Genomic DNA, 12834 nt, shown 5'->3' on the forward strand with positions numbered 1-12834 from the left:
GGCATTATCGGTTGGCTATACATCCCCCACATGTGGGGTAAACCGTTTTAATTGTACCGGGAAAGGTCTGACCCCGCCGAAGTGGGGTTTGTCATCCTCCACGCACCAGCGTGGGCGTGTCGTGTGTTCGAACATGTTCTAAAAGGTGTAAGAACGCGTGCCCGCCGCTTTGTACTTTTGTGTCATGAACAGCAGCGGGGTCTCTTCCCCGGCACCCCGCCGGGGACCACGCGGTTCATCTAGAGACGCTTCGCTCATCTAGAGACGCTTCGCTCATCTAGATGCGAGTAGGAAAAAGGAAAAGTGAACATGACCAATCAATGGCCTGCCAACGCAGAAAACCCGGCCCAGCCCGTGGAAGCACCGAAGAAGCCTTGGTACAAGAAATGGTGGGTATGGCTCATCGCCGCCGTCGTCATCATCGGAATCGCCGGTAGCGGCGGAAACAGTGATAGTGACAAAGATCAGGCCGATACCCCCGTCACCTCCACAGTGACGAGCACGCAGGCGCAGGAAGCCCTCGACGCACCAAGCTCCGAGGCGGCACTCGCAAAGGAAACCTCGGAAGCACCGGCCGCCGAGGAAAAGGAAAAAGAGGCCGATGTGCCCAAGGAGTACAAGAACGCCCTCCGCAGCGCCAAGTCGTACTCAGACATGATGCACATGTCCAAGCAGGGCATCTATGACCAGCTGACAAGTGAATATGGCGACCAGTTCTCGCCCGAAGCCGCGCAGTACGCCGTCGACAACCTGAAGGCCGACTACAAGAAGAACGCGTTGGAATCTGCCCGCAATTACGAGGAATCCATGGCTATGTCCCCGTCTGCGATTTACGACCAGCTCGTGAGCGAATACGGCGAGAAGTTCACTGCAGAAGAGGCCCAGTACGCAGTGGACAACCTCTAAAGGTTCGGCCGTTCGGCAGAATGTCCTAACCAACACTTACATAGCGCGCCCAAAGCGCAATGCCCGGAACCACGTGGTTCCGGGCATTGTCTCGTTTATAACGCGTTCGGGAGAACGCGCGAACGCGGGTACACGGCGGGTACGCGCGCTAGATTGACAGCAGGAGCAGCGCCTCAGCCACGGCGATGGCGTAAATCTCCTCCGGGTCGACGGACTCGTTGGGGGAGTGGATGTTGGCGGCGGGCTCCTCCACGCCGTACAGGGCAATCTCGGAGTCGGGGTAGAGTCCCTGCAGCTTCGTGGTCAGCGGGATGGAGCCACCCATGCCCACCTTGACTACCTCGGCACCGTCGTAGGCGGCGGAAAGCGCCTCCTCCAGCAGCTGAATGGCAGGGCCGTCGAGCTTGGCGGAAAATGGTTGGGAGACCTCGGACAGCTCGATCTCACACTGGGCGTTGAACGGCACATGGTTTTCCACGTGTGCCTTGAGCTTTTCGGCCACCTCGTGGGCGTCCATCTTCTCCGGCACGCGGAAGTTGACGCGGGCGCGGGCAATGTTGGGCACCGCGTTGACGGCCTCCTCCACCGGGGTGGAGCTAAAGCCAGTGACGGTGACGGCGACGCGGGACCACAGCTGGTCGGAGGGCGTGCCCTTATCGCCGGCAATAATATCTACGCCCTCGAGAACGCCGGCGTCCTTGGCGAAGTCCTCCGCCGAGTACTGCTGGCCCTCCCACCTGACGGTGTTGTCCAGGCCGTCGATGACGACGAAGCCGTCCTCGTCGCGCAGCGAGTCAAGGGTGCGGATGAGGGCGAAGGTGGCATCCGGTGCAGGGCCGCCGAACTCACCGGAGTGGGCGGGGGAGGCCATGGTTGTGATGGTGATGTCCATCTGGCCGCCGCCGCGCAGGCTGGATGTGATGGTGGGCACGCCCGCCTTGGCGTTGCCGGCATCCACGATGCAGATGACATCCGCCTTGAACAGCTCGGGGTTGGATTCAATGAGGGAGTCGAGGCCTTCGCCGCCGACCTCCTCAGATCCCTCGATGACAATGCGCAGGTTGGCTCGTGTTCCTCCCAGCTTTTCGATGGCCTCAAGTACCGCGAGGTGCGTGGCAATATTGCCCTTGCAGTCTGCGGCGCCACGGCCGTACCAGCGCCCGTCGCGCTTGGTGAGGGTGAACGGGTCGGAATCCCACTTCTCCGGGTCGCCCGCGGGCACCACGTCGTAGTGGGAGTAAAGGAGGACCTCGGGTGCGTCGGCCTCGCCGGCGCGGGTGCCAACAAGCGCAAGCGTGCCGTCGGAGGTCTCGTGGGCCTCCATCTCGATACCGAACTTTTCAAACGCTTCCTTTACCCACAGCGCAGCCTCGCGGTTGCCGGCCTCGCCACGCGGGGAATTGAAGGCCACGAGCTCACTGAGGGTACTAAAGATACTGTCTTTTTGCTTGTCGACGGCTTCGCGCACCGTCTTTCCGTCCAATTTCAATGTCATAACCATCATGGTAGCCCTCGCCCAGGTGAGCGGCCACTGTCTTGCACTCTCGGGGGTTGAGTGCTAAAAATGGTTTTTAGCACTTCCAGTTTGAGAGTGCTAAATGAACGAAGTGTAGGTGGGCTTGATGTCCATCGCCGTCGCGGGCACCTACACAGCACGACAAATAATAAGGAGTATCACTTCCACTATGGCTAAGATGATTGCCTTTGATGAAGAAGCACGCCGCGGTCTTGAGCGGGGTCTGAATACCCTCGCCGACGCTGTCAAGGTCACCCTTGGACCCAAGGGTCGCAACGTCGTCCTGGAGAAGTCCTGGGGCGCCCCGACCATTACCAACGACGGTGTCACCATTGCCCGCGACATCGATCTCGAGGATCCGTACGAGAAGATCGGCGCGGAGCTCGTTAAAGAGGTAGCCAAGAAGACCGACGACGTCGCGGGTGACGGCACGACCACCGCAACCGTTCTCGCCCAGGCGCTCGTCCGCGAGGGTCTGCGCAACGTTGCCGCTGGTTCCAATCCGATGAGCATTAAGCGCGGCATCGAGGCTGCAGTAAAGAAGGTCACCGAGAAGCTCCTGTCCACCGCCAAGGAGATTGACACCAAGGAAGAAATCGCCGCAACCGCTGGCATTTCTGCTGCTGATCCGGCCATCGGCGAGAAGATCGCCGAGGCGATGTACGCCGTGGGCGGCGGAGAGCTGAACAAGGACTCCGTTATCACCGTCGAGGAGTCCAACACCTTCGGCGTTGAGCTCGAGGTCACCGAGGGCCTCCGCTTTGATAAGGGCTACATCTCCGGCTACTTCGCCACCGACATGGAGCGCCTGGAGGCTGTCCTTGAGGATCCCTACATCCTTCTCGTTGGCTCCAAGATCTCCAACGTCAAAGATCTCCTCCCGCTTCTGGAGAAGGTCATGCAGTCCGGCAAGCCTCTGCTCATTATCGCCGAGGACGTCGAGGGCGAGGCCCTGTCCACTCTCGTTGTGAATAAGCTTCGTGGCACCTTCAAGTCCGTCGCTGTCAAGGCTCCGGGCTTCGGCGATCGCCGCAAGGCACAGCTGCAGGATATGGCCATCCTCACCGGCGGCCAGGTCATCTCCGAGGAGGTCGGCCTCTCCCTCGAGACCGCCGGCATCGAGCACCTCGGCTCCGCCCGCAAGGTCGTTGTGACCAAGGACGACACCACCATCGTCGATGGTGCGGGCTCCGCAGACCAGATCAAGGGCCGCGAGCAGCAGATCCGCGCTGAGATCGACAACTCCGATTCCGACTACGACCGCGAGAAGCTCCAGGAGCGCCTGGCTAAGCTTGCCGGTGGTGTCGCTGTCCTCAAGGTCGGCGCAGCCACCGAGGTCGAGCTGAAGGAGCGCAAGCACCGCATTGAGGATGCCGTCCGCAACGCCAAGGCCGCTGCGGAAGAGGGTATCGTCTCCGGCGGTGGCGTCGCACTCCTGCAGGCCGCCGAGGTGCTCGAGGATAACCTCGGTCTCGAGGGTGACGAGGGCACCGGTGTTGCCATCGTCCGCGAGGCACTGTCCGCCCCGCTGAAGCAGATCGCTGCCAACGCTGGCTACGAGCCCGGCGTGGTCGCTGCCAAGGTTGCAGACCTCCCCGCAGGCCAGGGCCTCAACGCCGCTACCGGCGAGTACGAGGATCTCATGGCTGCCGGCGTCAACGACCCGGTGAAGGTCACCCGCTCTGCTCTGCAGAACGCAGCCTCCATTGCGGCCCTCTTCCTCACCACTGAGGCTGTCGTCGCCGATAAGCCGGAGCCCAAGGCTCCCGCAGCCCCCGGCGCCGACGAGATGGGCGGCATGGGCGGCTTCTAAGCCTCCCTCACGCTGACGCGTAAGCGGTAACACATCACGGGCACCTCGTCAGAGGTGCCCGTTGTTGTTTGCGTCGACGATGTAGAAACCGCTGGTTACCCCCGCGCGGGGGAGTGTGCGAAAAATTTTCTGGTTTGAACGCGCCTTATCGCTTTTTGATGCCGTATGCGTTACACAAACGGCAGATTTTTTGAAAATTCTCACCGCGTTTTCAGGTAGTCGATCCGCTAAAAACCCGTCTAGCTTGAAGTATTGTGAAAAGTCACAAAAATGAATGCAAAGTTACGCCTTTGTGGACGCTGACTAAACGTAGCAAATTTGGTGGAAAAGTTTGCAATAAACGCTTGACGGTAGGGCCGTTACCGCCTAAATTAAATCAACGACGGTCGAGAGACGTTATGAACTTGTAATCCCAGCCCCTTGGGGCTGGCCAACCCAAGGAGAAATTATGGATCTGTCTGCAATCAAGGATGCGCTGAGCTTCTTCATCGATCTCGTTGAGGGCATCACCAAGATCTTCACCAACCTGCCGAAGTTCTTCCAGGCCTTCAACCACATTGATGACCCGGACTTCTTCGATTTCGATAAGCTCCTCAAGCCGTTGCCCGAGGCTCCGACTGAGACCAAGCCCAAGAAGTAAGACAACCCCCTAACCGGATCTTTTAAACTAGGAGTTTTTCATGGAAAACATTGCTTACTACGCTGCAGATGCAGATAAGTTCAAGGTTGACGAGGGCTACGAGACCGCAGTGAACAACTGGGGCAACCTCTCCAACAGCCAGGACGGCTTCGGCTGGCTCTTCAGCCTCCTCGACAACCTCGCTGAGGTTGCCAAGGGCATCAAGACCCTCATCGGTCTTGCATAAGCTGAGCCTTTTCAGGCCAACAACGCAATAGCGTTAATCGACTAATCCCCCGCCGATTAGGCGGGGGATTTTTCGCGTTCAATTTCACCCGGCGTGCCGGCTAGTAACTGACTATTATTGTGCGTATGGCCGACGATAATGAGGAAATCCCCGTACTTGACCTAGCTAAACTGCACGGATACCACGTCGATGACAGCGACGAGGACGATCCGGTACTGGTCAAGCCCAATGGAGAACGCGTAGACACGTGGCGCGAAAACTACCCGTACGACGAGCAGATGAAACGCCCGGAGTACGAGCACATTAAACGAGCCCTACAAATCGAGCTCCTGAAATGGCAGAACTGGACCAAAGCAACGGGCCAGCGCCACATCATTCTTTTCGAGGGGCGCGACGCCGCCGGCAAGGGCGGCACCATCAAGCGCTTCAACGAGCACCTCAACCCCCGCGGTGCCCGCATCGTGGCACTGGAAAAGCCGTCGCCGCGCGAGTCCACCTCCTGGTACTTCCAGCGCTACATCGAGCACTTCCCGTCGGCAGGGGAGATCGTGTTCTTTGACCGCTCGTGGTACAACCGCTCCGGCGTGGAGCGCGTCATGGGCTTCTGCACGGAATCCCAGCACGCCGAGTTCCTGCGCGAGGTGCCGATGCTGGAGAACATGATCCTGGGTTCCGGCATTTCGCTGACGAAGTTCTGGTTCTCTGTCACCCAGAAGGAGCAGCGCACCCGCTTCGCCATCCGCCAGGTGGACCCCGTGCGCCGCTGGAAGCTGTCCCCGATGGACCTCGCCTCCCTGGATAAGTGGAACGATTACACGCGGGCGAAGGAGGAACAGTTCCGTTACACGGACACAGATGAGTCCCCGTGGATCACCATCAAGTCGAATGACAAGAAGCGCGCCCGCCTCAACGCGATGCGCTACATCTTGAGCAAGTTCGAGTACACAAACAAGGATCACGAGATCGTCGGCGAGCCCGACCCGCTGCTGGTCAAGCGCGGCCGCGATCAGATCGGCGACTAGTTCTTCTCGTCGGCCGGTGCAAGCACGGCCTTGGACATCTTCCGCAGCTGCTTCAGCTGCTTCTTGGAGGAGTCGTCCAGGGCCGTTTTCTCTGCCTCCGTCACCGCGCTGGCGAGCTTCTTGTGCAGCTTCCGCCCCGCCTTGGTGAGCGCCACCACTTGTCGGCGCCGATCCTCCGCCGCCCGGTCCCGCGTCACCAGCCCTTTGCGCACCAGCTTGTCCAGGATCCGCACCACGTCGGAGGGGTCGATGCCAAGCGCCGCAGAAATCTCCGCCTGCTGCGCGGTGGGCGCGGGTGCAAGACACGTGAGCACCCAATACTCCCGGAGCGTGACGTCCGTGGGCACAAGGGCGGCATCGACCGCGTCGCGGGTCGTTTTGCGGAGCTTCTCCAGCTGAAAAAGCGGGGACTGTGTCAGGAGGCTGGGGATCTCGCTCATAGTGCCAAGTGTAGGTCTTGGGGCCTGGTCTGCGGGCCACTTTGCCCTCATCACGGCCAAAAAATCCGCCACCCGGAACACGTCCGGGTGGCGGCGCGGGGCTACGCGTTTAGCCCTCGTTCTTGAGGCGCTCGATGGCCTCCTGGTAGATGCGCTCGGCCTCGTCCTTGCCGGCCCAGCCGGAGCCGGAAACTTCCTTGTTCGGCTCGAGGTCCTTGTAGTGGACGAAGAAGTGCTCGATCTCGTCCTTGACGTGCTGCGGGACGTCGTCGATGTCCTTGTAGTTCTCGTAGCGGACGTCGTCGACAACGCAGAGCAGCTTGTCGTCGCCGCCGGCCTCGTCGGTCATCTTGAACACGCCGAGCGGGCGCGCGGGGACGATGACGCCGGGGAATACGGACTCAGGCAGGATGACGAGGGCGTCGAGCGGGTCGCCGTCTTCGCCGAGGGTGCCCTCGATGAAGCCGTAGTCCTGCGGGTAGGCCATGGGGGTGAACAGGTAACGGTCGAGGTAGACCTTGCCGGTCTCGTGGTCGATCTCGTACTTGTTGCGGGAGCCGGCGGGGATCTCGATGGTCACTTCGAAGCTCATGTGAGTCCTTTCTGTCAAAACGTTTTACTCCGCTCCCATCCTAGTCTGTCCTCGAATTGGTCACCCGCTACAGTGTGTGGGGTGCGAAGAAAAGGTCTTTTCATTGGTGCCATCGTGGCGGTTCTCGCCGTTATTGCGGCGATCGTCGCGGTCGCCGTTTTGTCCGCTGCCCGCGCGACCACGGTAACTCCGGGGATGCAGCCGCCGTCGGCGACGCCGCTGGCGGTGCCCGCTCACCGGGATGGTCCGGTTGATCCGGCGCAGGCCCTAGAGCTGGAGGCGCTGTCGCAGGATCCGGCGCTGGGGGAGTTCTTCGGCATCGTCACGGATGTGCAGACGGGGGAGACGCTGTGGGAGAAGAATGCCGATGTTCCGGGTCGTCCGGCGTCGATCACGAAGGTGCTCACCGCCACCGCCGCGGTCCACGCGCTGCCCGCCGGTCACCGTCTGGTGACGGAGGTGTACGCGGACGGTGATACGAGCTATATCAAGGCCGGTGGGGATGTGTGGCTTTCCGACGCCTCCCTGGACCGGTTGGCTGGTATGGTCACCACCCCGCGGGTCGTCCTGGACACGTCCGTCTGGGACGGTTTCGAGCCCTTCGCCCCCACGTGGGACCCCGCCGACATCGACGCGGGTTTCGTCGCCCCCATCGAGCCGGTCATGATCAATCAGGCGCGCATCGACGCGACGACGGGCGATGTTCCCCGCTCCCACACGCCGGCTCAGGATGTCCTTGCCAGCGTCGCCGCCCGCTCTGGTGCCACCCCCGCAGGCTTGTCGACGGTTCCCCCCACCGCCACCAAGATCGGTACGGTAGAGTCCCCGCGCCTCGACGACCGCCTCAACGCCATGATGGACCACTCCGACAACGTCATGGCCGAGGCCATCGGCCGCGAACTCGCCGTGGCCAAGGGGGCCACCAACCCCGTGGACGCCGTCATCGCCGAGTTGCACGCCCTGTCGATTCCCACCGATGGGCTGAACCTCAACGATTGCTCGGGGCTGAGCGCTGACAATCGGATTGCACCCCGCACCATCGACATTGCGCTCTACACCGCGGCGACAGACGACAAGCTGCACCCGGTGCTGCGCTCCCTGCCTGTGGCCTACGGCTCCGGCACGCTTGCCGAACGCTTCGGCGGCAAGGACGGCCAGGGCTGGGTGCGCGCCAAGACGGGCACCCTCGACGCCACCTCGGGGCTCGCCGGCACTGTCACCGGTGAGGACGGCAGCGTCTACACGTTCGCGTTCCTGTCCAACGGCTCCGATATCCTCGCCGCCCGGGAATCCCTCGACACCCTCGCCTCGGCGCTGCGCAAATAACATGCACCGATTTCCAGAGCCCAGCCCCCATTTCGTGCGGGTAAGAAACGCCGTGAGGCGATGTGTACCGTCCTCGGTGGCGGTAGGTCTTTCCGGTGGCCCGGATTCGCTCGCCCTCACCGCAGCCCTTATCGCCGAGGGCGTCCACGTCACCGCCCTGTGCATCGACCACGGCCTGCAGGACGGCTCCCGGGAGGTGTCCGAGGAGGCAGCCCGCATCGCCCGCAGCTGGGGCGCGGAGGCCCGCGTTATTCCGATTAATGTGGATCCGCCTACAGAGTCCGCTGCTCGACAAGCCCGCTACCGGGCGTTCGCCGAATGGGGTGGCCCCGTGTGCGTCGCGCACACGATGGACGACCTCGCCGAAACATTCCTCATCGCCGGCCTGCGCGGCATGACGTGCGGCATGAGAGAAACCGCCGAGGTGGAGGGCGCACACATCATCCGGCCATTACTGGCCGTCCGGCGTACGGACACCGTCGCCACGTGCGCGGAGATCGGTGTCACCCCGTGGCACGACCCGCAGAACGCAGACCCCGCCTTCACCCGCGTGCGCGTGCGCCGGGAGGTGCTGCCACTACTCGGAGACATCGTCGGCGGCGATGCCGTACCGGCGCTGGCGCAGGCGGCGCGGCGGACGCAGGCGGAGGCGACCCGCATGACGGCGACCACCGTCCCGCTGGCCACCAAGGACCTGCCGGAGGCTACCCGGCAGGACATCATCGCCGGGGCCCTGCGGGCGGCGGGTGCGAAGGTGAGCAAACCGCACGTCGAGGGCGTCGACAAGCTTCTGACCGAGTGGCACGGGCAGGGGCCGCGGGATGTCGGGGGAGGATTGGTAGCATTGCGTGTATCCGATGCGATAAAGATAGAGGAGAAAAACTCATGAGTGAGTCCCGATACGGCGACGAAGTGCAAAAAGTTCTGCTCAGCGAAGAGCAGCTGCAAACGCGCATCCAGGAGATGGCGGACAAGGTCAGCCAGGAATACAAAGACATCGATGACGATCTCATCCTCGTGTGCGTCCTGAAGGGGGCGGTGTACTTCCTCACCGATTTCTCCCGCAAACTGTCCATCCCCAGCCAGATGGAGTTCATGGCCGTCTCCAGCTACGGCAACTCCACCTCCTCCTCCGGCGTGGTCAGGATTCTCAAAGACCTCGACCGAGAGATCGAAAACCGCCACGTGCTCATCGTGGAAGACATCATCGATTCCGGTCTCACCCTGTCCTGGCTCGTGCGCAACCTCAAGTCGCGCCACCCCGCTTCCCTCAACGTCATCACCCTCCTACGCAAGCCCGAGGCCCAAAAAGCCAAGGTTGAGCTACTCGACGTCGGCTTCGAAATCCCCGACGAATTCGTCATCGGTTACGGCCTCGACTTCGCCGAGCGCTACCGCGACCTGCCCTACGTAGGAACACTTCACCCACGGATGTACGAGAACTAACACAGTGCCAGATATTTCAAAGAACACCACACCCGCGGACGACAAGAACAAGAAGATCATCCGCTGGGCGACCATCGCCACGATCATCCTCATCGCCCTGTTCAGCTTTTCCGTGCTGACAGACGACACCCGCGGCTTCGCCAAGGTTGACACCTCCGTCGCCTTGGCCGAGCTGCACAACGGCAACGTCTCCGAGGCGCGTATCGACGACCGCGAGCAGCAGCTCCGCCTCAAGCTCAAAAACCCCATCACGGTGAAAGAGCAAGAGGGCGTTGAGGAAATCATCGCCCAGTACCCCGCCCGCGCCACGGGCCAGGTCTTCGACGCCGTCAGTTCCGCTCAGGTTGATTCGTACAACACGAAGGTGACCAAGGACAGCTTCTTCGGCTCCATGCTGATGATGATCCTGCCCATGCTCCTCATGTTCGGGCTGCTCATCTTCTTCTTCACGCGGATGCAGGGCGGCGGCGGAATGTTCGGCATCGGTGGCTCCCGCGCCAAGGAACTCACCAAGGACATGCCGACGAACTCCTTCGCCGACGTCGCCGGCGCCGACGACGCCCTTGATGAGCTGCAGGAAATCAAGGACTTCCTGCAGGATCCGACGATCTACGAGAAACTCGGCGCCAAGATCCCCCGCGGCGTGCTCCTCTACGGCCCGCCCGGCACCGGCAAGACGCTCATGGCGCGCGCCGTCGCCGGTGAGGCCGGCGTGCCGTTCTACTCCATCTCCGGCTCCGACTTCGTGGAGATGTTCGTCGGTGTCGGCGCTTCCCGGGTCCGCGACCTGTTCAAGCAGGCCCGCGAAAACAGTCCCTGCATCATCTTCATCGACGAGATCGACGCCGTCGGCCGCCAGCGCGGCTCCGGCATGGGTGGCGGCCACGACGAGCGCGAGCAAACCCTCAACCAGCTGCTCGTGGAGATGGACGGCTTCGGCGACCGCGAGGGCGTCATCCTCATCGCCGCCACCAACCGCCCCGACATCCTCGATCCGGCGCTTCTGCGCCCCGGCCGCTTCGACCGGCAGATCCCCGTGGTCAACCCGGACCTCAAGGGCCGCGAAAAGATCCTCGAGGTGCACGCCAAGGGCAAGCCGTTCGCACCCGACGCGGACATTAAGTCCCTGGCCAAGCGCACCGCCGGCATGAGCGGCGCGGACCTGGCCAACGTTTTGAACGAGGCGGCGCTGCTCACCGCCCGCATCGGCGGCAACGTCATCACCGCCGATGCCCTGGAAGAAGCCACCGACCGCGTCGTCGGCGGCCCGCGCCGTAGCTCCCGGGTCATCTCCGAACACGAGAAGAAGATGACCGCCTATCACGAGGGTGGCCACACGCTCGCCGCGTGGGTCATGGAGGGCCTCGAGCCCGTGTACAAGGTGACGATCCTCGCCCGCGGCCGTACCGGTGGCCACGCCCGCCTCTCGCAGGAGGACGACAAGGGCATGAACACCCGCGCCGAACTCTTCGCCCACCTCGTGTTCGCCATGGGGGGCCGCTCCGCCGAGGAACTCGTCTTCGGCACCCCCACGACGGGCGCGTCCGCCGACATCGAGCAGGCGACGAAGATTGCCCGCGCGATGGTCACCGAATACGGCATGTCGCCGGATCTCGGCCCCGTCAAGTACGGCGAGGAGCAGGGAGATCCGTTCGTCGGCCGTGGCTCGGACAGCACCCTCGACTACTCGCCCAAGGTCGCAGCGATTATCGACGAGCAGGTGAAATACCTCCTGGACAAAGCCCACGAGACCGCCTACTCCATCCTCGAGCGCAACCGCGACTACCTCGACACGCTCGCGTCCAAGCTGCTGGAAAAGGAAACCCTGCGCCGCCCGGACCTCGAGGCCATCTTCGACGGCATCGAGACCGTCCCCTCCGGCGACGTGTTCCCCGGCGAGAGCTACCGCTTTGCCAAGCAGATCGGCCGCGACCCGGTGAAGACCCCCGTGGAGCTTGCCGAGGAGCGCGGCGAGGAACCGCCAAAGCGCTTCTCCCTCCTCGAGGCCTCCCGCGCCGCCCGCGCCCGCCGCGAGAAAGAGCGCGCCGAGAAGGAAAACACCACCGGCCCCATCACCCCGCGCGGGGAAAACTCCACGCCGGCGCCCGTCTACGGTGGCACGCCGCCGCCGAAGGATTGGGTTGTACCGGGCTACGAGGAGGCGCCGACACAGTCGATAAGCCGGCACGCAAAGCCGTCGACAAGCCCGAAGGTGCCCGAAGGCGACCGCACCGACCCGCACAAACACCCCGGCTGGCAGTCCTACGGGGCCGGCCCGGAGGGGGAGGAACAGATTGGGTTCCGCCTCCCGGAGGAAGAAGAAGAGGAAAAGTAGTGGCAGATTTCGATTTTGAGCGCGCACAGGCAGCCGTCCGGGAGCTCCTCATCGCCATCGGCGAGGACCCCGACCGCCCCGGACTGAAAGAAACGCCCCGGCGGGTGGCCAAAGCCTTCGAGGAAAACACCGGCGGACTGCACATCAACCCCGCCGACCACCTGGAAAAGACGTTCCCGGAAAACCACACCGAGCTCGTCATCGTGCGCGACATCCCCATCTACTCCATGTGCGAGCACCACCTCCTGCCGTTCTACGGCGTCGCCCACATCGGGTACATTCCTGGTGGTCACGGTTCCGTCACAGGGTTGTCAAAGCTCGCCAGGCTTGCCGACGGCTATGCTCGCCGTCCCCAGGTACAGGAACGGTTGACCTCCCAGATCGCCGACGCACTCGTCGACCGCCTGGATACGCAGGCCGTCGCCGTCGTCCTCGAATGCGAGCACATGTGCATGACCATGCGCGGCATCCGCAAGCCCGGCTCCAAGACCACAACATCTGCGATGCGCGGAGGATTTAAGACCTCAGCGGCCTCCCGCGCGGAATTCCTCACGCTGATTAGGGGTTAAACC

General features: G+C 62.7%; 13 protein-coding genes. 10 read left to right on the forward strand and 3 right to left on the reverse strand.

All coding sequences use genetic code 11. From position 1 onward, the window contains the following. The first annotated feature begins 309 nt into the window (after positions 1-309). On the forward strand, positions 310-906 hold the full coding sequence (locus tag HMPREF3044_RS10660) for an Ltp family lipoprotein (RefSeq protein WP_070741539.1): 597 nt from the start codon (positions 310-312) through the stop codon (positions 904-906). A gap of 148 nt (positions 907-1054) precedes the next feature. On the opposite strand, the gene HMPREF3044_RS10665 is transcribed toward HMPREF3044_RS10660, so the two are convergent. Continuing rightward, positions 1055-2410 carry a M20/M25/M40 family metallo-hydrolase gene (locus tag HMPREF3044_RS10665; RefSeq protein ID WP_070741542.1) on the reverse strand — a complete coding sequence of 452 codons (1356 nt, stop codon included), beginning with the start codon at positions 2408-2410 and terminating at the stop codon, positions 1055-1057. A 181-nt stretch (positions 2411-2591) separates the two neighbouring features. On the opposite strand from HMPREF3044_RS10665, the gene groL reads away from it, so the two are divergent. From groL to ppk2, 4 genes are all read left to right on the forward strand, one after another. Next, a complete protein-coding gene (groL, locus tag HMPREF3044_RS10670) occupies positions 2592-4235 on the forward strand; it encodes a chaperonin GroEL (protein ID WP_034988764.1) in 1644 nt (547 codons plus the stop codon). Positions 4236-4683: 448 nt separating this feature from the next. Beyond that, a complete protein-coding gene (locus tag HMPREF3044_RS10675) occupies positions 4684-4875 on the forward strand; it encodes a hypothetical protein (protein WP_005388613.1) in 192 nt (63 codons plus the stop codon). A 40-nt stretch (positions 4876-4915) separates the two neighbouring features. Continuing rightward, positions 4916-5101, forward strand: a complete 186-nt coding sequence (locus HMPREF3044_RS10680; protein WP_005388614.1) for a hypothetical protein — start codon at positions 4916-4918, stop codon at positions 5099-5101. A gap of 125 nt (positions 5102-5226) precedes the next feature. After that, complete coding sequence (gene ppk2 / locus HMPREF3044_RS10685) at positions 5227-6123, forward strand: polyphosphate kinase 2 (RefSeq protein WP_005388615.1); 897 nt, start codon at positions 5227-5229, stop codon at positions 6121-6123. Here ppk2 and HMPREF3044_RS10690 read toward each other — a convergent pair. Together HMPREF3044_RS10690 and HMPREF3044_RS10695 are read right to left on the reverse strand one after the other, a co-directional pair. Next, on the reverse strand, positions 6120-6614 hold the full coding sequence (locus HMPREF3044_RS10690) for a MarR family winged helix-turn-helix transcriptional regulator (RefSeq protein WP_070741545.1): 495 nt from the start codon (positions 6612-6614) through the stop codon (positions 6120-6122). The two genes, ppk2 and HMPREF3044_RS10690, sit on opposite strands and share 4 nt — an antisense overlap. Positions 6615-6672: 58 nt before the next feature. Further along, positions 6673-7155 carry an inorganic diphosphatase gene (locus HMPREF3044_RS10695; protein ID WP_005388617.1) on the reverse strand — a complete coding sequence of 161 codons (483 nt, stop codon included), beginning with the start codon at positions 7153-7155 and terminating at the stop codon, positions 6673-6675. Between the two features lie 81 nt (positions 7156-7236). Between HMPREF3044_RS10695 and dacB the strand changes: the two genes are divergently transcribed. Genes dacB through folE form a run of 5 tightly spaced genes read left to right on the forward strand, consistent with a single transcriptional unit; the run spans position 7237 to position 12831 of the window. Further along, the gene (gene dacB / locus HMPREF3044_RS10700) at positions 7237-8481 is read left to right on the forward strand and encodes a D-alanyl-D-alanine carboxypeptidase/D-alanyl-D-alanine endopeptidase (protein ID WP_070741548.1); all 1245 of its coding nucleotides are present in this window, start codon (positions 7237-7239) and stop codon (positions 8479-8481) included. Between the two features lies 1 nt (position 8482). Next, positions 8483-9370 (forward strand): tRNA lysidine(34) synthetase TilS, encoded by an 888-nt coding sequence (tilS, locus tag HMPREF3044_RS10705; RefSeq protein ID WP_210400553.1) that lies wholly within the window; start codon positions 8483-8485, stop codon positions 9368-9370. Further along, the gene (gene hpt, locus HMPREF3044_RS10710) at positions 9367-9927 is read left to right on the forward strand and encodes a hypoxanthine phosphoribosyltransferase (RefSeq protein WP_005393603.1); all 561 of its coding nucleotides are present in this window, start codon (positions 9367-9369) and stop codon (positions 9925-9927) included. The genes tilS and hpt overlap by 4 nt, the downstream gene beginning before the upstream one ends. A 4-nt stretch (positions 9928-9931) precedes the next feature. Continuing rightward, on the forward strand, positions 9932-12262 hold the full coding sequence (ftsH, locus tag HMPREF3044_RS10715) for an ATP-dependent zinc metalloprotease FtsH (RefSeq protein ID WP_070741554.1): 2331 nt from the start codon (positions 9932-9934) through the stop codon (positions 12260-12262). Continuing rightward, positions 12262-12831, forward strand: a complete 570-nt coding sequence (folE, locus tag HMPREF3044_RS10720; protein ID WP_005388630.1) for a GTP cyclohydrolase I FolE — start codon at positions 12262-12264, stop codon at positions 12829-12831. Before ftsH ends, folE begins: the two co-directional genes overlap by 1 nt. Positions 12832-12834: the final 3 nt, after the last annotated feature.

The sequence above is a fragment of the Corynebacterium sp. HMSC073D01 genome (assembly GCF_001815555.1).
In the GTDB taxonomy this organism is placed as follows: domain Bacteria; phylum Actinomycetota; class Actinomycetes; order Mycobacteriales; family Mycobacteriaceae; genus Corynebacterium; species Corynebacterium glucuronolyticum.